General features: G+C 47.0%; 17 protein-coding genes and 2 pseudogenes. 8 read left to right on the top strand and 11 right to left on the bottom strand.

Annotation, left to right across the window (positions count from 1 at the left end; all coding sequences use genetic code 11):
• Window positions 1-102 precede the first annotated feature (102 nt).
• Window positions 103-759, top strand: a complete 657-nt coding sequence (locus JFN88_RS08810; protein ID WP_199018955.1) for a DJ-1/PfpI family protein — start codon at window positions 103-105, stop codon at window positions 757-759.
• A 440-nt stretch (window positions 760-1,199) separates the two neighbouring features.
• Window positions 1,200-1,602 (top strand): annotated as a pseudogene (locus JFN88_RS08805) (transposase); the annotation flags it as partial.
• A 315-nt stretch (window positions 1,603-1,917) separates the two neighbouring features.
• On the opposite strand, the gene JFN88_RS08800 reads toward JFN88_RS08805, so the two are convergent.
• From JFN88_RS08800 to JFN88_RS08790, 3 genes are all read right to left on the bottom strand, one after another.
• On the bottom strand, window positions 1,918-2,694 hold the full coding sequence (locus JFN88_RS08800) for a HipA domain-containing protein (RefSeq protein WP_199018954.1): 777 nt from the start codon (window positions 2,692-2,694) through the stop codon (window positions 1,918-1,920).
• Window positions 2,633-3,052 carry a hypothetical protein gene (locus JFN88_RS08795; protein WP_199018953.1) on the bottom strand — a complete coding sequence of 140 codons (420 nt, stop codon included), beginning with the start codon at window positions 3,050-3,052 and terminating at the stop codon, window positions 2,633-2,635. The genes JFN88_RS08800 and JFN88_RS08795 overlap by 62 nt, the downstream gene beginning before the upstream one ends.
• Window positions 3,053-3,393: 341 nt before the next feature.
• The gene (locus JFN88_RS08790; RefSeq protein ID WP_199018952.1) at window positions 3,394-3,657 is read right to left on the bottom strand and encodes a sigma-70 family RNA polymerase sigma factor; all 264 of its coding nucleotides are present in this window, start codon (window positions 3,655-3,657) and stop codon (window positions 3,394-3,396) included.
• A 1,082-nt stretch (window positions 3,658-4,739) separates the two neighbouring features.
• On the opposite strand from JFN88_RS08790, the gene JFN88_RS08785 reads away from it, so the two are divergent.
• The 3 genes and pseudogenes from JFN88_RS08785 to JFN88_RS24470 all read left to right on the top strand — a co-directional run.
• A complete protein-coding gene (locus tag JFN88_RS08785; RefSeq protein WP_233167615.1) occupies window positions 4,740-5,030 on the top strand; it encodes a hypothetical protein in 291 nt (96 codons plus the stop codon).
• Between the two features lie 89 nt (window positions 5,031-5,119).
• Complete coding sequence (locus tag JFN88_RS08780) at window positions 5,120-5,569, top strand: hypothetical protein (protein WP_199018951.1); 450 nt, start codon at window positions 5,120-5,122, stop codon at window positions 5,567-5,569.
• A gap of 30 nt (window positions 5,570-5,599) precedes the next feature.
• Window positions 5,600-5,763 (top strand): annotated as a pseudogene (locus JFN88_RS24470) (transposase); the annotation flags it as partial.
• Between the two features lie 294 nt (window positions 5,764-6,057).
• Here the strand turns inward: JFN88_RS24470 and JFN88_RS08775 are convergent.
• From JFN88_RS08775 to JFN88_RS08740, 8 genes are all read right to left on the bottom strand, one after another.
• Window positions 6,058-7,449, bottom strand: a complete 1,392-nt coding sequence (locus tag JFN88_RS08775; RefSeq protein ID WP_332908453.1) for an MDR family MFS transporter — start codon at window positions 7,447-7,449, stop codon at window positions 6,058-6,060.
• A gap of 22 nt (window positions 7,450-7,471) precedes the next feature.
• Window positions 7,472-8,380 (bottom strand): ribokinase, encoded by a 909-nt coding sequence (gene rbsK / locus JFN88_RS08770; protein WP_199018950.1) that lies wholly within the window; start codon window positions 8,378-8,380, stop codon window positions 7,472-7,474.
• Between the two features lie 169 nt (window positions 8,381-8,549).
• A complete protein-coding gene (locus JFN88_RS08765; RefSeq protein ID WP_199018949.1) occupies window positions 8,550-9,950 on the bottom strand; it encodes an ADP-ribosylglycohydrolase family protein in 1,401 nt (466 codons plus the stop codon).
• Between the two features lie 216 nt (window positions 9,951-10,166).
• Window positions 10,167-11,051, bottom strand: coding sequence for a carbohydrate ABC transporter permease (locus JFN88_RS08760; protein ID WP_199018948.1), 885 nt, complete (start codon window positions 11,049-11,051; stop codon window positions 10,167-10,169).
• A gap of 24 nt (window positions 11,052-11,075) precedes the next feature.
• Window positions 11,076-11,972 (bottom strand): carbohydrate ABC transporter permease, encoded by an 897-nt coding sequence (locus JFN88_RS08755; RefSeq protein WP_199018947.1) that lies wholly within the window; start codon window positions 11,970-11,972, stop codon window positions 11,076-11,078.
• 63 nt (window positions 11,973-12,035) lie between these two features.
• Complete coding sequence (locus tag JFN88_RS08750; protein ID WP_199018946.1) at window positions 12,036-13,343, bottom strand: ABC transporter substrate-binding protein; 1,308 nt, start codon at window positions 13,341-13,343, stop codon at window positions 12,036-12,038.
• Window positions 13,344-13,425: 82 nt separating this feature from the next.
• Window positions 13,426-14,154, bottom strand: coding sequence for a response regulator transcription factor (locus JFN88_RS08745; protein WP_199018945.1), 729 nt, complete (start codon window positions 14,152-14,154; stop codon window positions 13,426-13,428).
• A 13-nt stretch (window positions 14,155-14,167) separates the two neighbouring features.
• Window positions 14,168-15,925, bottom strand: a complete 1,758-nt coding sequence (locus JFN88_RS08740) for a sensor histidine kinase (RefSeq protein WP_199018944.1) — start codon at window positions 15,923-15,925, stop codon at window positions 14,168-14,170.
• Between the two features lie 912 nt (window positions 15,926-16,837).
• Here JFN88_RS08740 and JFN88_RS08735 point away from each other — a divergent pair.
• The 3 genes from JFN88_RS08735 (at window position 16,838) to JFN88_RS08725 (ending at window position 20,423) form a co-directional block, all read left to right on the top strand.
• Window positions 16,838-18,568: an alpha/beta hydrolase family protein gene (locus tag JFN88_RS08735; RefSeq protein ID WP_199018943.1), complete on the top strand. Its 1,731-nt coding sequence runs from the start codon at window positions 16,838-16,840 to the stop codon at window positions 18,566-18,568.
• A 361-nt stretch (window positions 18,569-18,929) separates the two neighbouring features.
• Entirely contained in the window at window positions 18,930-19,748 is an 819-nt protein-coding gene (locus JFN88_RS08730; RefSeq protein WP_199018942.1) for an amino acid ABC transporter substrate-binding protein, read from the top strand.
• Between the two features lie 12 nt (window positions 19,749-19,760).
• Window positions 19,761-20,423, top strand: coding sequence for an amino acid ABC transporter permease (locus JFN88_RS08725; RefSeq protein WP_199018941.1), 663 nt, complete (start codon window positions 19,761-19,763; stop codon window positions 20,421-20,423).
• Window positions 20,424-20,635 lie beyond the last annotated feature (212 nt).

Here is a 20,635-nt window from a genome sequence, read left to right as displayed (position 1 = left end):
CAATCTTCATAACATTTCCATAAAATATACATACATATACCCCCTATATGTATGTTAAGATGGTTATGTAAAAAATTAATCTTACTTCTAAGGAGAGATTATATGAAAGTGGCAATTTTGCTTTATGATGGAATGACTGCATTAGATGCGATTGGTCCGTATGATGTATTCGCTACTACACTGAAATGCGAAGTGCAATTTGTGGCCAAGAAAAAGGGATTAATCAAACTGGACTCTAATATGGGGTATTTGCATGCTGATTACAGTTTTTCTGAAGTGGTTTCAGCAGATATTCTTCTTGTTCCAGGATGTATTCCGCCAAATTATAAAACGCCAATGAAAGACGAAGACACGTTAAATTGGATTCGACAAATACATGAAACTACGAAATGGACAACATCTGTTTGCAACGGCTCTCTGATTTTGAGTGCAGCAGGCTTGTTACATGGAGTCACAGCTACCACACATTGGGGCTCCTTCGGTGTGCTTCAATCTCTTGGAACCACACCAACACATGAGAGAGTCGTTCGTCAGGGCAAAATGATTACAGCAGCTGGTGTCTCTTCAGGTATCGATATGGCGCTCCAATTAGTAGCGTGGGAATTTGGAGAAGACGCGAGCAAAGGTGTTCAATTGATTCTGGAATACGATCCCCAGCCTCCGTTTGATTCAGGTTCACCAAAGAAAGCACCGGCTGCATTGGTAGAGCAAATAGGAGGAATGATCCAAGAGCTTGCAAAACAGGAGCCTCGCAATTAGTCCGGTGAGCTCTTTCAATTGAAGTTTTATTAAAGCAATTACCACTCTTTAATATTCATTAGGGAGTGGTTTTTTTATATTGTTAAGTTTGTAATTAAAGTCGCCAGCGGCATTCCCAATACTACGCTTATGGAATCGGACCTTTGTCCGAAGATAACGATAGCACAGACATTTACGCGCAAGTCAAGTTTTGCTATCGGTAAGATACCCTAATGTTCCATAGGAGATTTCTACTTCAAGATCTATAAATTTCCTTTTAAGCGAATACGTTCATCCTTTATTAAATGAAAACGATCAAAATGGAACCTACTAAGTTCCAACACACCATCGATTTCGGAGAGGAAATAAATGACAGAAAAATTTTGAAGCAAGCGATTCGTGCTGGAAGCTACGCTGAAGACGGAACTCGACACTCAGCTTGACTAACGCCATATAATCACAACAAAGAAACGAAGAACAACCGAAACAGATGCGGAAAGAAAACCGTTCATACCGGATATGGGGATATGGAGATCATTGTGCCGCGCGACCGGTTGGGCAAGTTTGAGTTGGTAGTAATTACGAAAAATGAAACGATTGTCACGGGCAACGAGTATCAGATTACGAACCTTTGTGCCAAGAGCGTCAGCACCCGAGACATTCAAGATCACCTGCAAGGCTTTTATGGCATCGAAGTGTTTCCTACACTCATTTCAAATGGGGCCACCGTGGATAAAGCGGCTTCTATGGTGATCAGGGTCGATCCGGACGGCAACAAAGATGTGCTGGGCATCTTAGATTGGAAAGAATGAGTCTACCAAATTTTGGATTAGTGTATTAAATCTTAAGCGCCTGAGGCCTGTACATGGCTCCGAATCGCAAGAGCAACCTACTATCGTCTGTCCATCCTTCAAACAAATATATACTTGGAGCCATGAATCGCTTGTGTTCGGTTTAATAACCTTGTTTTTCGAGATAAATTTCCCAAACTTGTTGATATCCTCCGGCATCCATGATTGCTATTCATACACTTTAGACACAGGACGATATCTGAAAAGAAGTACCTTTTTCTATAGAGCTGAGGCAAGGACTATAAAGCTGCCATTCGGAAGGGGCATATGCTGGAACTGTAACAGATAGCCGTCTAGCAAAGTTAGTAATATCACCAGCTAAACATCTTCAAACAAATAAATACTCATACTTGCGTATTTGCATTCTTAGGATTTTCGAAACCCTCCCAAGTCCTTCATCATGTTGCTCTATAAATTGCAGGACTGCGGTACGATCAAATTGAAGGGTAGACTCTAGAGCACGTGCTTGTTTTGAAAAATCTCTACTAAATGGTTTAGCCTTGACATTCCGTAAGGCCACATCTATGGGCATACTGAATGGATAATCCGTTATATCTGATAGTAGACTCAAGCCATGATCAAAATATGGGCAGAGTCTATAGCTGGTTGGCCCATGAATAAAAGCAATATTGTTCAAATGACGGTCTTCATTTAACAAAAAAGCATCCAACTCCAACATTATTGAAAAGTAATCTAAAGTGTCCAAATTTATTTCGTTACGAAGAAACTCAACTATAAAAAGGACCGAGTCACGTGTGCTTTGATCGCGAAGTACATCGTCAAACTTAACACCGTAACTTTCCAGAATCCGATGTAAAGAAATAAGACTCTCCCCCGGCTGGAGGAAATCTTCGGAATAACACCCCTGATAATCACTACCGTAATCTTCTCTCAATATACACTGGCTATAGGGAACTACTAACTGGGGATGAATATTTGAGCGTTTAATCATTTCGTACGCTACCCATTCTGCCAGACCTTCATAGCCAAATTTATTAGCTTTTCCCCATACGTTTCCCATTTTCCATTTCAGTTGATCTCCCTTACTGCTGCTCACAAAAGTTTGACGAAAATCCTTGCTCACCTGCAAAACGGGGATGGACATCAGCGCATGTCAACTCCTCACCAGAGAATCGAATCCACACGTAGTCATCATATAATACACCATGTGTTTTTTTTACTATATCGGTTGGTACATAATCGCGGAGTCCTAGGGAGTGCAATACTTTACCAATGTGATGCCGAGTACGTGGTAGACACCGAGATTCGAAATAATCTAGTACGTCGCTAACAAACACTTTTTTCTTTCCGGGGAAAGGCAAGAAAACAGGCGACACCTTGTCATCTTGCCAAACATCAACGTTCTGATTCGAGTAGTCCAGTTTGACTTTAGCGATTACCTGATCATGCTCTAACACCTCAAACTGTAGAGCACTAGAAATAAATGCTTTATAGTTCATCATGCCCAGCCTCCAACAAATAGAATAATCTTAGTTCCATTCTATGATATTATTCGGAACTATTATATCATCCAAAATCTATTTAATCTTTGGATTATTACTAAGTTGGCCTACAACACAAAAAACCGCAACTCTCTCAAAGGACATTTACGGCTATTTTTATTGTACTTATATGGATGCTGTGTCATTTATACAATCTTGTAGATTTGCTTTAATATCCTGTTTTTGGTAACAGGTTCATAGAGATAAATCGTATGTCTTATTGATAAAAAATGTACCGCTTCTGCAGCCATGCTATAGGAGCAATCGAGCGCCTGTGATATCTGGTAAGGTGATCGCTCTATTTAATTTTTTACTGGGTCGTATATCATTCTGCCCTTTACGAACTTATAGGCGTAACGCCAAAAAAAGTCTTTCCCTTTACTAAAATCATATTTGGGATACGCCTCAATGAGCCCTAAAAACCCTTGTTGTATCAGGTCTTCAAAAAACCATTTGTCATAAACCATTCTAACATTAACAAATTTTCTTGCTGTTCTTTTTACATATCCTGTATATCTCTCTACGACTTCTTCGATCGTTGATTCCATCCATGGAGGCTGATTCAAAGGTTATCCTCCTCTCATCCTACAAGCATCTAGGCCAATTATAATTTATAAATCGCCGGAAATCTTGCATTCGGCAAAGGTTCCAAAAAGACAACATTATCTCAATTTTTCTGACAAGTTGTTACTGCAAATTGCCTTATCACCACTGTGTAACCCTAATAGATAAAAATGACACCTCTAAAGGTGTCTCAGCCTGTCGAAAAAAGCCTCGATAACTACTTTTCATTCTATTATTTTCACACGACACCGCATTAATTCTAGATTATATAGAATAAACAGACCGGATGGTGTTTCAAGTGCTACGTTCCAACGTAGACAAAACAAGCTTGCTAGACGACATAACCGAGCGGCTTCCTGTCCTGTCGTAGAAGAATACATATGCATACTTGAGGTGACCTATTGCAAACTGGACTGTCAAAGTTCTTTTCAAAAACATTGCATAGAAAAGTAACCCAGTTAGGCGATTGTATATAGTATCCTAATGTTCCCACACGAAAGGATAGAATCGCTAAATGAGTTTACAAGAAGCATTTTACTCCATTTCCGAGCGATTGACCATATCTATGTAAAATGAGTCCATCACACACATTCAGACAACCATGAAAGACATGTTTAAGGATGTGCCGGAGGCTACGCTAAAGGCGGAGCTTGATATTTTAATTTATCTGTTAACTCCTGACGAAGCAACACAGGGTTATAAGCGAAACAACTTTCATACTAAATGCCTGTGCCCGAACAGCAACCTGTTGAGCAATAAATCCACAACCAGTAAGGCCAAGCACATTGCTTGTATCGACCCCGATACCACAACATATTATAACCTTGCACCTCTCCAAGTATACGATCGTATCCTTCGTTATCTTTGCATCTTCGGCAAACAACTCCTCAGCCTCACGGACATTTCGACAATCTCTCTCCCGCGGATCTAAACTTTCACTTTCCTTTAAATTTCCGGCTAGCAACGTCCTGGTTCAAGAGCGCATGGACGAGCATCTTTAGGTAAGAAGCAAAGCGGCACGGCGGCACTTACGGGCTCAAGATCGAATCTTATTCTGATGCCTACATCGAGTCGGTTGAACAACTTGAAAGGCTATTTTCGCTTAATATTTGCTTTTAACGTAACTGCATTTGCTACTTTATATATCCAGATATGGCATTTAGTTGATTCAGGGAAACATCTTGATTATGATGGAAATAGTATCTATATGAGTCACATAGATACAGGTGCTTCTATATGGAATGGTTACAAAAACGGTGTAATAAGACCGGATAGCATCTTTGTCATAGAGGATGTTTTTGTTAGCGATATAGATGTTGCAAATGGTAATACTGGTCTCACTTATCCAAATGGGAAAATCGATCATGGCCCCTAGCCAAACAAGTAAAATCACTTTATCCCAAAATGATAAAGATTCTTATGATGCTGCATATAATAATTATTAAAGCAAGGGAGTGAGATTCTGTGAAATTCAATAAGTATATTATTACAGTTGTTGTTGGTGCTCTTATCGTGGGGGGAGCATTTGGTTTTAGTAATTTGAGTAAAGATAATGATGCTAAGAATTCTGAATTTATTGTTGAAAATGTTGATACAAATAACCTTCCTATATTCCCGATAAGGGGAAGTTTTGTATATGACGTTAACAACAAAAATGAAGCAGTTGGTATTGTAGATTATGTTTTTGTAGGTAAAGTGGTCAGGAATGGTGGAACTATTTACAAAAATATAGTCACGATGGAAAATGAAAATGGTAAGCCGAAAGAAGTCGGCACTCCATATACAAAGTATTCTATTCAAGTGATTGAAAACATAAAGGGAAAGCTAAAAAATTCTGTTGACGTCTTAAAACACGGTGGAGTGTCCCAAGATAGAGTCTGTAAAATAGATTGTGTAAACTCCAAAACCGATTAAAATGGAAGGTAACAGAAGGGTTGGGGATGTGAATCGGCGAAGTTTTGGCTGAGCGTGCTGAATGAGCTCAAACACCGGGGCGTCCAGGACAATCTGACGAGCTTCTCTCAGGCCATTGTCGCCTGCTATCCGAAGACGGAAATCCAGAAGTACATCTCCACCAAATTCGCAATTCGACGCGGTATGCGTCCTATAGTTTCACTAGCGAACGAAAGAGAATGCAGATTTCTTTGAGCGATAGAACTCTTAAAAACCGCAAGCCGTGGGGAGAAGTCCCTAACGCTTGCGGTTTCTTTCATAGTTAAATGAAGCTGCCTCGAATTGGATTTTCTGTTCGATTTCCTGGTCAACCATCTGCGGTAGCTGCTTGGTATCTCCTAAAATGATCGCCTGCTTGCAGCCAGCGCACCTGTCAGAGGATCAACCTGTGAGGTCTCGGGCTTCGCACCGAAGCTGGGCCGGTTGCCGAGGCATACTGTCTAAACCGGTCATGCCGATTTCTGCTGGGCCACCACTTTGCTGTGGGACGGAAGGAACAGCACCGAAAGCAAGTTAGCGGCAGCGATCACGGCCAGCAGGATGAACACCGCGTTCATGCCTGCGACCAGTTCCACTTTTGCGCCCGTCGTTACATATTGATTGAAGACCGTGCCGAACACGGCCACGCCTACGGTCTGACCGAGCGAACGCATCAACGCGTTCGAGGCATTGGCGACCCCTCGCATCTCCCAACCTACAACAGATTGGACGATAACGGTCTGCGGCGTCGCCACGAATCCCATCCCAAGGCCAAACACGATCATGATGCCAACCCAGAAGGCATATGGCGAATCTACCGTCATGGTCACGAGCCATACACTTGCCGCCAGGACGAGGAGTGAACCGAACACGACTGAAGCTTTGATGCCGATCCGGTACATAATTGCTCCAACTACGAAGGCGACGGACGTCCATGCAATCGATGTCGGCATGACGGTTAAGCCGGAATTGGTCGCCGAATGGCCAAGCACCGATTGAATCCAGATCGGGGCGTAGATCGTCATGCCCGTCGTAACGCTGAAAGCGAGAAAGCCGCTAATATTGACCACGTTAAGCACCCGAATTTTGAATATCGACAGCGGCATCATCGGCTCCGCAGCACGTTTCTCCACCCAATAGAACAACAGGAAGAGCACAGCCGAAATGGCGAACAAACCAATGATGAAGCCGGAATTCCAAGCGTACTTCTCTCCTCCGCTCAGCAAAGCGTACATGAGCGCGGAGAGTGCCACGGTAAAGGTAAGCGCACCAAGGTAGTCAATGTTTTTCGATTTCCGTTCGAAATTTTCATGCAAGAAGCCGACGACAAGGAACAGAGCGATAATGCCGATTGGAACGTTAATCCAGAAAATCCAGCGCCAATCCACCTGATCGACGAAATAGCCTCCGACGAGCGGACCGAGCAAACTTGCCACCGACCAGACGGAACCGAAGACGCCCATCATTCTGGCGCGCTTCTCGCCGGGGAAGATATCGCCTACGATTGTAAAGCATACCGGGTTCAACGCCCCGGCGCCAACTCCCTGTACGGCCCGGAACAAGACAAGCGCCGCCATCGACTCCGCCATGCCGCACAGAATGGAACCGACGACGAACAGCAAGATACCGATCAAGAACACTATTTTGCGGCCGAACAAATCAGTGAGCTTGCCGAAGATCGGTGTTGTCACGCAGGTCGTCAAAGTGTAAATCGAGAAAACCCAGCTCATAATGCTCATGCCCTGCAGTTCTTCAGTAATTTTGGGCATGGCGGTGGCGACGACGGTGACGTCCAGCGCGCCGATAAACAAGGCGGCCAGCAATCCAGCGGTTACCATGTTGATGTTTGTTTTCTTGGACACGGAAAATCAGACCCTCTTTCTGTTAAGGTTGCATGAAATGGAGAACCTCTTCTCGTCCAGGCACGGAGCTTTGCGCTCCTTCTCGGGTCACGGCGAGAGCGGCAGCGGCTGATGCGTATCGGAGCGCCTGCTGGGCCGGGACACCCGAGGCGTACTCCGCTGCGAAAGCACCAATGAACGTATCGCCGGCGGCAGTCGTGTCCACCGGGTCAACCAGAAATGCTGGCGTCCACAGACACTCTCCGTCGGACTTTAACCACAAAGAGCCTTCGCTGCCCAAAGTGACAAGCACGGTGCTCACGCCCCGACGGATTAAACTTTCCGCTGCCGTCTGGGCATCAATTCTCCCGCTAATACGTTGACCGCTGATCATTTCCAACTCCGTTTCATTCACGGCCAGAATTGGGATCAGAGGGAGGACATCTTCCTCAATATGCATGGCAGGCGCTGCATTCATAATGACGAGAATACCGCGCTCTCGGGCCGCTGCCAGCACATGCCGATTCACCTGCCACGGTATTTCATTCTGCAGCATGATCAGCGCCGCTTCTCCCCAGATCCATTCGGGTATATCGGAAGACGTTAGCCGGCCGTTTGCTCCGGCCGCCAGGACGATATGATTTTCAGCAAACGCATCCACGGTAATACATGCTGTACCCGTATCCCCTTCTATCGAATGAACCGTCTCAGTCCGAACTCCATCAGCCTGAAGCGCTCTTCGCAACGCTTCTCCGTACGAATCATCGCCCACGGCTCCGATCATCCAGACAGAAGCGCCACTTCGTGAGGCGGCCACAGCCTGGTTGGCTCCTTTCCCTCCTGGGAACAACTTGCAGGACAAGCTTTGAACCGTCTCTCCTGGCTTCGGAAGATCGGAAACCTGATAGACGATATCCATGTTCAGGCTTCCAATAGAGAAAACATTGGTCATAATCATCACCTAATCCTTAAAAATGTACTCAGAAACGGATAGCCGCAGTGGGCCGCAACGAGCAGATTCGTTACGACTCATCCCCTCTCTCTAAGTTAATCGCACCATGCTTGTGTATCGAAAGAATCCGCAAGTTAGACTCACGGATTCTCTCGACCGATGCTTGCGATTAATTATTCACCGACGCTTGAATGCGACGAAATACCTCGTAGCTGCGACGCGCGCACTCCGAAATTGCAATCGGATGGAAATCGTGAACTTCAGCGTACAACGTATCGTTCAGTTTTGAAGTCCACCGTTGGGGCAGCGCCTTGGCACCGAGTACCGCGCCCAATACCGAACCGACGGTAGCACCATTGCAATCGGTATCCCAACCGCCGAGAACGGCCGTCGTAATCCCCTTCTCGAAATCACCATTTGCAAATACAAGGGAGGCTGCGACCAGTGCGGCGTTATTATTCGTATGGACGGCGTGATAATGTTTGAATGCTTCCCATATCCGATCGACGAGTTCAACCTGGTCGTCAGTGCTCTTGGCGATTTCCACCGCCTTGCGGATGTCATGCGCCAACCGGCTGTTGCGAGGAATTTCACTGAGCCCGATGTTGACCAACGTTTCCGCGTCGCTTTCCACAAAGGCGGCAGCAACCATCGCTGCGACAAACATTTCGCCGTAAATGCCGTTCTTCACATGGGAGAACGATGCGTCGCGCCATGCCAAATCCGCGGCCAGTTCCGGGTTTCCGGCGGCGCCGTAGGCGAATCCGTCCGCGCGGATTTGCGCGCCGATCCATTCCCGGTACGGGTTTAAATGCGTACGTACCCATTCCATTTTTGTCTTCAAGTCATCCGGCCTCGATTTCAACCAGGTATCCATATGAGATGTCACTTGCGTAAAATTCATATACGCTTGCGTCTCGGCTGTGTAAAGCTGATGGTAGGCCAGTTTCTGGTGCCACATTTTTCCGATATCCCACGAACCCCACTCCAGCCCTTTTTCCTCCAGCATGATGAGGCCAAGAACGGTATAGCGTATGTCATCGTCGGACTCCATGAAGCGAATGTTTTCCAGTCTGCTTTTCGCGCACCATTCGTTCAATTCGAGGCCGATTTCCTGTTTGGCGCGTGAATGCCCTGGCGTATAGTCGCGAATCGGCCACGCGTCCGCCCCTTCAAACCAAAGCTTGACGTTTTTCCATCCGGGATTGCCGAAAGCCCCTTCCATGAACTGGGCGGCCTCAAGCGGCTTGCCTAGCGCGCAACCGACACTTCTGCCCAGCCAGGCGCCGAGAAACTTATCCTGCCACTCGGCATCGCTCCATGTCGGCGTCAACTTGCGCGGGCCGTCCGGACGTTCCGCTCGGATTGCCGACAACTCGGACGGTTCCGTATATGGAAAATCGGCGCGAATCGGCAGCGCTTTTAGTGCATTATAAACATCCATCAGACGTTGCTCGTCCTGTCCAGCTTCCTCAATTTTTTCCCGGAAACCTTCGACGTTGCAGCCTTCCTGCTCCCTTTGTACCACTTCATCCTTCAATAAGGATTCCAATTTATCATAACCTGCCATAATGATTGCCTCCTCGAATGTTTTGTCCCGCCGTACGTTCGCAAAGAGCGCAGCGAGGTACTGATTTCTCCCTTATGCCTGTCATCTTAAAGTTTCATTGCGTCATATACGTTTCCTGATATACCTTGCCTGCAAGGAGGCGAGCGCTCCTGTTGCACCCGTTTTGCCTTCAGAAACGGTATCAAAATGTCCCAATCTTCCGTTCCGACTCCCTCCTTACTCCTTCATGCCGCTCATCGTGATCCCTTCGACAAAATATCGTTGGGCAAAAGCGAAAACGATCAAAATCGGCAGCATGACAATCAGCGCTCCTGCCATCATGTAGTTCCACTGCGTCGTATTCGTTCCCTGGAAGGAAGCGAGACCAAGCGTGAGCGTCTTTAGGCCATCGTCATTTAAATAGATAAGCGGTGCTAGAAAGTCGTTCCACGTTCCCATAAAAATGAATATAGCGAGTGTTGTCAAAGCCGGTTTAGCGTTCGGCAAGATTACGTGCCAAAATATGCGCGGATAACTGCAACCATCGATCATAGCTGCCTGTTCAAGCTCTTTCGTAATTGTCAAAAAAAACTGACGTAGCAAGAAAATGCCGAACGGGCTGAACAGCGCCGGAACGATTAAAGCTTTGTGCGTGTTAATCCAATCCAACGACTTCATAATTTTAAACGTCGGTATCATGGTCACGTGATAGGGAATCATCGTCGTGCACAAGATGAGAAAAAATAGCGCGTCTCTGCCTTTGAAGTTCAAGCGCGAAAACGCATATGCACCCATCGAACAGACGATGAGCTGTCCGACAATGACAATGAGCGTTATTTTAGTCGTGTTCAAAAAGTAAATGCCCCATGGAGCATGTTCGAACATGTAAACGAAATTTTGCCATAACCATTTCTGCGGAATCCAGATCGGCGGGACGGCATACAACTCATTCGCGTTTTTTAATGAGCTTGAGACCATCCATATAAACGGAAGCATCATAGAAATGGAACCGACAATCAATAGCAGATGCAACAAGGCCCGCGCCAACCATTTAACTGCAGCCGCTTTTACGGATACCGGGGGCCTCTTGCTTATTGAGAGCGAAGTACTCGGCGCAGACATCGATGATGTCCCCTCCTTTTGCTTTTAGTTAACGTCTTTTCGATTGGATATTTTCAACTGCACCATCGTGATGACGAAAATGATCGCGAATAAAACATAGCCCATCGCCGAGGCGTATCCTTGTTTGAAAAACTGGAACGCGTTCTGGTAAATGTAATAAATGATGACCGTTGTCGACTTGGCCGGACCTCCTTTCGTCATAATAAATACTTGATCAAACACCTGGAACGAACTGATGATCGCAATAATGAAAACGAACAACGTCGTGTTGCGCAGAAGCGGGATCGTAATGTGAACAAAACGCCGCAACCCGTTCGCCCCGTCAATTTTCGCCGCCTCGTAAATCGTTGGGGAAATACCCTGCAGCCCGGCGAGAAACAACACCATATTGAATCCGATGCCTTTCCAGATACTCATCATGATAATTGCGGGCATCGCCCATTTGTCGCTAGCCAGCCACGGCGGCTCATACAGGCCGAGATTCATCAAAAAAGCGTTAATTAATCCGTAGTCCGTGTTATACAGCCATTTCCATACGGTGGCCACGGCGACCATCGACGTAATAACCGGCAAAAAAAACGCGGACCGATAAATCGTAGTGAAGCGAATTTTCGCGTTTAAAATGACTGCGACGATGAGTGCCAAACCGGTACCGATCGGTACCGTGCCCAATGTGTAATAGGCGGTGACGAACAATGACTTGATAAAATCTTTGTCGCTCATTAGCTTTACGTAATTGTCGAAACCGACAAACCCTGCAACAGTAATTCCATCCGAGTTCGTGAAACTCAAGTAGAGCGATGCAGACAGCGGGTACAGCATAAAAACGGCAAATCCGAGCATGATGGGCGAGATAAAAACATATGCCCATAATGTTTCCTTCATAGAAGTCGGAATTTTCAGACTTTTTAGATTCACCATAGCCCTCCTTCGCAAAAAGCGGCCCGTCGTAAACGAAGCCGCCTTTTTGCAGCAAGCAATTCGTTATTCCGCCATAATTTCATTCATCTTGGCAAACATATTTTTCTGGGTGTCTTCCGGCGATTGGTTGCCAATCAGCATACGATCCAACTGTTCATTGATCGCAACACTAAGCTCGGACCATTTCGGATGCCTGAACTCCTCCATATTGACAAGCGGCGCGCTGTCAACGAAAGCTTTTACGTTAACTGGAAATTTGGAATCGATGATGATTTGATTCGCCTCTTTCACATCGGAAGCAGGCAGCGCCATGCTGTACTTGGCGACCAATTTCATGCCCTCATGCCCGACGAAAAATTTCAGCACTTCCCAAGCTTCTTTTGGATGCTTCGTATCCTTGTGAATCGACCAACTCAATACGCCCGCTTTTGTCGCTTGATTGACCTGCTTCGGCATTCTCACAACGTCCCATTTGAACGGCAAGGGTTCGGCTTTAAATCCCGGCAGTTGCCACAGGCCAGAGCTGAACATCGCCAGTTGCCGGTTACGGAACAACGCATAGTCATATTGCCCCATTGCCTGTATTTCGGCCGGATTTGGCGACACATGATCGTCGACGACAATCTGCTTCAACAATTGAAGCGCTTTCAATGCTTCTGGAGAATCTACCGCGCTTTTTTTCAGATCGGGGGTAAACAGGCTCGCGCCGTTGCGCAGCATCCAGCCGTCATACTCGGTATTCCATGTGCTCAAGATGAATCCGTACTGTTTTTTGGCCGGATTCGTCAGCTTTTTTGCAGCCGTTATAAAATCGTCTTGTGTCCAGTCATCCGCAGGATACGGCAAGTTCGCTTGATCGAACAAGTCCTTATTGTAATAAATGACGGTCGGCGACAAATCCTGCGGTAATCCATACAATTTGCCGTCCAGTTTGTAAGCATCGATGATCGAAGGATAAAATTCATCGAGATTGAACGAATGGTCCTCTTTGATGAAATCATCCAAAGGCATCAATACCCCGCGTGTAGCTAGCGGAAGCGTCCAATCGTTAATGTACAAAATATCTGGCGGGTTGCCGCCGGAAATTAACGTGAGCGTTTTTTGATAGCGCTCGTTGCCGATATCGACCCATTCGATTTTAATATTCGGATGATCCTTCATGAATAGATCCGCCGTTTCATAGCGCAATTTCTGCTCCTGCTCGCTGCCGCTGATGGCCATCTTAATCGTCACGCTTGCTCCGCTGTTTCCTTCACCCTTATTCACGGGTTCGGTGTCGTTTCCCTTCGTAGAGTTTGCATTGCCGCCGCAGCCTGTCAGCAGACCAACAAGGAGCACAAACCCCATTGCAATCAAGCTGAATTTTTTCACATCAAATCCCCCTCGACTTTGGATGTACGTTTTGTAAGTGCTTACATTTTGATTGTATCCTCTGCGAGCGCAATAATAAATTTTAAATATTTGAGGATTTGGTGTGATTTTTTGCTTCCCTGTATTGAACGGGTGTAACTCCGACGATTTTTTTAAATACCTGGTTGAAGTAGTGCTTGTCCGTATATCCGATCGTCTCGCCAACCTCGTACACCCTCATGTTGCTGCTGTGTTCCAGCAGCTGTTTCGCTTTCTCGATCCGCATATTCGTCAAGAACTGAATAAACGAATCGCCGGTATATTGTTTGAACGAGCGGCTGAAATGCGGCGGGCTTAGATTGGCGATCTCCGCAACTTCGGTCAACGACAGCAACGGTGAGGTATAATTTTTTTCGATGTATTTGACAGCCGCCTCAACGGCCCCAATCTTCATGATGGAACCGGTTAGCTCTTGCTCCAATTTTTCGAACATTCCGATTAATATTTTGTAATCAATCGGCTTCAGCAGGTAATCGATGACTCCATAGCGAAGCGCCTGCCGGGCATAATCGAATTCGGCGTATCCGCTCAAAATGACGATTTTAATACCGGGCCGCGTATTGATCAGTCGCCTTGTCAATTCCATACCGTCCATAACCGGCATGCAGATGTCGGTTACGACGATGTCGACATCATGTTTGTCGAGCAAATTAATGGCGCATTCTCCGTTCGCGGCCTGTCCGACCACATTCCACTGTGGTTTATGCTTGCCAAGCTGCACGGATAATCCACGTGTCACAAGCACTTCATCATCAACAAGCAAAATGTTCAAGTTGATCTCCTCCTTATCCACTATGGGGCCTAAAAGGTATCCGAATGAGCACTTCTGTCCCTTCAGCCGGTTTGCTGTAAATTTCCAAACCGTAGTTTTTCCCGTAAAACAACCGAATTCTGCGATGAACGTTCTCGATTCCCATGCCAAAATGCTGTTCTGTTACCGTAAGCGAGTCATTTTGGAGCAGCCTCAGACGCAACGCCTCGAGCCTGCCGCTGTCGATGCCGACACCGTTGTCCCGGACGGCAATGACGATATCTTCATTCACACGCGACGCCTCCACTTTAATTTTGCCTTCGGCATCTCTCTGCTCAAGCCCATGTTTGAATGCGTTTTCTACTATCGGTTGAACGATCAACTTCAAGATATCCGCGCTCTCAATTTTCGGATCAAGGAAGCAATCCGTTTCCAGTTTTTCAAAACGCATTTTTTGTAATCTTAAATAGTTCCATATATGCTCGAATTCCGCCCGCAGCTTCACAGACGTTTCCCCGCTGCCAATTGAATATCTGAATATGTCGGACAAGGCGATAATATCCCGGCCGAGTTCCTCCTGATCGTTGAGAACGAGTGTCCAATAAAACGAATCGAGCGTATTATACAAAAAATGAGGGTTAATTTGCGCCTGAAGCGCTTTTAATTCGGCTTCGCGTTCGCGCAGTTCCACCTCGTAAACTTGATAGATCAAAATTTTCAACTTACTCACCATGTGGTTGAACGAACCGCTCAATTCGTTGATTTCAGCGATTTTCGTCTTCGGCAGCAACACATTCAAGTTTCCCTCCTCCACGCGCTTCATCATCCGCTGCATTTTTCGAATCGGCTTCGTAATTCTCGATGACAGGACGCCGGCACTCAATAAAATGAAAAAGATGGCGACAACGTTCGTCCATATGATGATTTTTTGAATATACGCCATTTGCCGTGTAAGCGACGACACCGGGAGTACCGCCCCCGTCATCCAACCCGATTTGTTGGAGTGCGAGTATGTGATGAGCGATCTCACCCCGTCGACTTGAAAAATATCGTGATCTAGCGCTTCGTTTTTCAGCTTCGTCAATGTGGCCGAAAACAACTTTTTTTGCTGCGGCTGAATTGAGGAACTGGCAAAGACGATCTGTCCCTCCTCGTTCATTAAAAAAATGATGCCTCCCTGGCCGATATCGATATCCCGAAAATCTTCCTCGATTAGCGTCCCGTCCAACACCGCCATTACGTACCCGAGATTGTCATCGCTGATGAAGTTCGGGATTGTGCGTGCCCCCAAAATGTACCTTTGCTGGTCAAACCCTTGCTCCGTCGTCATCCACACCATTTTGTTCATCAATTTAGTGTTCGGCAAACGGCGCTCCATAATGTGCAAGTTGATGTCGGCAGCCTGGAGAACGCTGTCGTTGAAGCCGAAGAAGCCGAATTTAGGTGAGTACAACTCAAGCGACTTCAGATAGCTGTTTTGGTTGGCAGCGCTCGTGACCATTTCACTGACTTGCACTCTATCCCTCAGCGGCAAATATTTCTCGTGACGGTTGAGCAACGTTTGAATGTACCAGTTGCTGATCGTGGTGGAAGAGCTATTCTCCACCTCAGTTAACGTTTGATCGATTTTTTCATTGGTTTGCTTGATCGTCTCGTGAATGTAGTTAATCGCAATGTTCTGCACAATATCGGCGACTACTTGATAAACAAGCAGCCCTACAATCGACATACAGGCGAGAAAAAGGAGCGAATACTGTACGGTAATTTTCCCTTTTAAGCTTGTCGTTTTCATCGGTGCCCCCTTCATCCTCGCTTCCTTGTCGCATCAAAGACAATTCTGCGGGATTTTCCCATTATTGCAGATCTCTATTACAACCAGTGTTTTGCCCTCATTTGCTGGATCTTTTTCCCGTCCTCCTATGTTCCGCTCCCATTGGTGGACCCACAAAATGGACGCCTAGCCGTCGATGTAAGCGGATTCATAATTGGCCGTTAACGTATAGTTCGCAAAAGGAAAAACCATCGGTACCTCCAAATGGTAAGTGCCCAGCAAACCGGAAGGAGAGAAAACTAATGGCCTATTCCTATTCTAAAACATCGTTTAGAAAAAATGCTACTGTAATTAATATCCGAATAAGACCTCATGCAATCGACCAGTGCTTATAAGGACATATTTGCTGCTATCCTAACCAAAAATTACACATAGCCAAGCTATAGGAAAAATTTGTAATGCCCTTTTTATAGGAAAATTTCAGCGTATATGTTTTTTCTTTATCCGCTATGCCATTCGTCTGAAAGAACGCCAGGCGTGGCTTTGCCGTGGCGATCGAGGATCATGACCCGGGTTTCGACCCCTCTTCGGAAGAGAAGGGGCAGGCATCGGACTGGAGATCGTAGCGCTGATCGCGAGAGAGTTGGGAATCCATTATGAAATCGAAAGCGCACCGGGTCTGATCCACTTTGGGCTGTACGAATCGCCGGAAATTTAAACCGGTTTTAAACTGGGAGTTCCTCTCTCTTAACCTTGATCTGATAGGCTTAAGTCCGAGGTGAGGAGCATGTGACTATAGGAGTTAGACTGTCGGCTTGATCCAACAATACGGACAATTGCACGGTGGTCAATCGGATTCATCTTCCTGCGGCTGCAGAAGTCGAGGATACAACCTATGAAGAGAATACAACCTATCAAAAGGAGGCTTTGATTTTGAAGAAGAGATCATGGAAAGACATAAATTCGGCCGGTCGGCAAAAGGCGGTGCTTGCCGCTTCACTGGTGTTGGCCCTGGCTTTCCCGGGCATTGCGGCGGCTGCGCCAGCCCAAACTTTGCCGCTGGGCTCGATAGGAGCAAGCGCTGTTCCAACCCCGCGGGAGGGGAATCTGCTGGTGCCTCTGCGTTCCGCTGCGGAGTCTCTGGGGGCGCTCGTAGTCTGGAACAATCAGGAGCAAAGCGTACGAGTTTCCAAAGGAGAAACCGTCTTTTCGTTCAAGATCGGCCAGGATCAGGTGCAAGTCAACGGCCGGGATATTCGGATCGAGCGCAAGACGGAGCTCGTGAACGGACTGACGATGGTACCCCTCTCCTTGATCCGGGAAAGCCTGGGCGTCTCCTCCCTGAACTGGGACGGAAGCTCTGTTGTGCCCGATAAGGCTGACCTATCCAGCCAAGCGGCTGTATATTTTTATAATTTGCTGCACGGCAATGCCGCCCGTCTTTTGGCGACAAGCTCTTCGGCGCTAAAGGCCGTAATGACGGAAGAGCGTGCGGCGAGCTTAGGGGAGCGGCTGCGGCCGCTGCTTGGCGATCAGGCTGGACAGATTTCCTCCCGCACGGAGGAAAACGCGGTACACACCAGCGTAATTATGCGATATGCTGCGAAGCTGCCGGGACTTCCGCTGGAAGTTACAGTGCGCTTCAACAAGGTTGGGCAAGTGGATGATATGAATTTCAGCAATGAGACGGGACCAGCCTCCGCCCATCAGCCTGCCGCTTACGACCGGACGGAGCTGTATGCAGAGCGGGAGGTTGTGATCGGAGAGGGGGCTTTTGCGCTGCCGGGAACTCTGACCGTGCCGAAGGGGGAAGGAAACTTTCCGGCGGTGGTTCTGGTCCACGGTTCAGGCCCTAACGACAGGGATGGAACCTTCGGAGGCTCCAAGCCGTTTAAGGACTTGGCGGCGGGGCTGGCCGCCCGCGGGATTGCCGTGCTACGCTATGAGAAGGTGACGCAGGAGCACACCGCCAAGGTATCCGCCAACGCAAAGTTCACCCTTTGGGACGAGACGGGGGTGGATGCGCTAAAAGCGGTTGCCCTTTTGAAGAAAACGGCTGGCATTGACGCCAGCAAAATCTTCATTGCCGGCCACAGCCTTGGCGGATATGCCGCCCCTCTCATTTTGAAGGCCGATCAGGCGGGAGATATTAAAGGCGCGATTATACTCTCCGCACCAAGCGAGAATCTAAACGATGTGGTCGCCAAGCAGCAGCAGCACGCGCTTCAACTGATGCTCGACACCAAGCAGCCGGCCGAGCTTATCGCCCAGCAGGAACAGGCTGTGGCAATCGGCAAGCAACTGGCGGAACTGATTCACAATCCAGAGTACTCCTTAGATAACCTGCCTTCCCAGTTCCCGCTTGGCAACCCCTACTGGTGGTTCGAGCAGCGGGATTACCAGCCTGCCCTGCTGGCCCGCGACCAGAAGACGCCCTTGCTGATTCTGCAGGGAGAAAATGACTGGCAGGTTTCTCTTAAGCAATTAAAGGGGTGGAAGGAAACTTTGAAGGATCGCGGCAACGTAGAGTACAAGTCCTATCCGTTAGTGAACCACCTATTGTCTGAATACGACGGAGTGTCCATAGGCCTGGAATACGACAATCCGTCCAACGTCTCCCTGAAGATCATCGAAGATATTGAGCAGTGGGTGAAGAAGCAATAATTACAAATTATGCCCGGCAGGCCGGCGCTTTTGCATAATGCAAAGGCGACCGGCTTGTTTTTTATTGTACGGAAGCGCTATATAGGAATAGCCACACTCTAAGCTAAACTACGAATAAACTCACGTTATTTTACCTCCAGAGCCTCTCTTGGTGCTGCCACTTAAAGCTGCTGCAAACGTTCGGCCCTCGTTCAAACACTCTTTCGTTAGTCATCTCTTGATGAATAGAGTAATTTATTCAATATATTGTTATATGATAGAAAATATACAAAAAAAGGTTGACGTCTATCAAAGCAGGTGATAATATAGTAATTATTCATACTAATCCTATCGGATTTAAATAATCAGGGGGCTTATAAAAATGAGAAAAAATTACGTAGTTCTGCTTTTATTACTGTCAATTTCTATTGCTCTGGCTGCTTGCGGCAATAATGACAAAGCACAGAATCAATCCGGACAAGGCGCCGAAACGGAGCAGACGTTGCTAGATAAGATCAAGAAGAATGGGGTAATTCGCATCGGTACCGAAGGCACGTATGCGCCCTTTACCTTTCACGATAAGGATGACAAGTTGACCGGATTCGATGTGGAACTGGCCCGTGAAGTCGCGAAACGTCTTGGTCTGAAGGCTGAGTTCATCGAAACGAAGTGGGACGGTATGTTCGCTGGATTAGATGCAAAGCGGTTTGACATCGTCGCTAACCAAGTATCCATCCGCGATGATCGCAAAGAAAAATATGACTTTTCTGATCCTTACATTGTTTCCAAGGCGGTCTTGATCGTGCATCAGGATAACGAAGAAATTAAGAAGCTGGCCGATTTGGCTGGGAAGAAGGCCGGGCAATCGTTGACAAGCAACTTGTTGGACATCGCCAAATCCAATGGAGCTGAAATTGTGCCGACTGACAGTTTTAACCAAGCGATCGATCTACTGATTGCCAAACGTACCGATGCTACTGTTAATGATGGGCTTTCCTTCTTGGATTTCAAGAAACAACAGCCGGACGCTCCGATCAAAGTTGTAGATGAAGCGGACAAAGCCTCCGAAAGCGGATTTTTATTCAACAAGGGCAATCCAGAGTTGGTTGAAGTGGTAAACAAAGCACTTGCGGAAATTAAAGCAGACGGTACATACTTGAAAATTTCAGAAGCGTACTTCGGTGCCGACGTATCGAAGTGATGGGGGCCGCTCATGACTGAAAGACAGCAGGAGATATTTATTGATTCTTTACTACCTCTGCTTAAAGCAGGGGTAGCTTTTACCATACCGCTCACATTAATATCTTTTGCACTAGGCTTGATCCTGGCGCTGTTTACGGCATTAGCCCGTTTGTCCGGCCTGAAGCCATTTGTACTCGCAGCTCAATTTTACGTTTGGGTTATTCGAGGAACACCATTGCTTGTCCAGTTGTTCATCATTTTCTACGGATTACCCAAAATCGGTATCACGCTCGGCGCTTTCCCATCTGCGGTTATCGGATTTACGCTCAGTGTCGGGGCTTACGGATCGGAGACGATCCGTGCAGCTATTTTATCGATTCCAAAAGGGCAATGGGAAGCGGCGTTCTCTATCGGCATGACCAGCTCGAAAACGCTAAGGCGGGTTATCTTGCCTCAGGCTGCCCGAGTAGCTGTGCCACCGCTCTCCAACTCGTTTATCAGCCTCGTGAAAGATACATCGTTGGCCGCTACAATTACCGTACCGGAAATGTTTCAGAGAGCGCAGCAAATTACGGCCGCTACCTACGAGCCGCTCCTTCTATATGTGGTAGCTGCGATTTTTTATTTGCTCATGAGCAGCGTGCTGTCTTACGCCCAATCTCGATTGGAGAAATACCACGACCGTTACCAATAGAGATAAGAGCGATGACACAATGCTTGAGATCACTGACTTAAAAAATATTCGGCGGCCTGCAAGGTTGGAAGGACAAAGGACAAAGGACAAAGTGCTAGTTGTTATCGGGCTTTCTGGATCGGGACAAGCGCTATAATGCTCCCATAGGTTGAGACACGGGAGGGGAAAAAATAAGTTATAATGAAGCCATGGAAAAACGGAACCGATATACC

The organism is Paenibacillus roseus, assembly GCF_016424485.1.
In the GTDB taxonomy this organism is placed as follows: Bacteria; Bacillota; Bacilli; order Paenibacillales; family Paenibacillaceae; genus Paenibacillus_D; species Paenibacillus_D roseus.
Note: the sequence above shows the minus strand (reverse complement) of the source record. Positions and strands in the feature narration are given on the sequence as shown.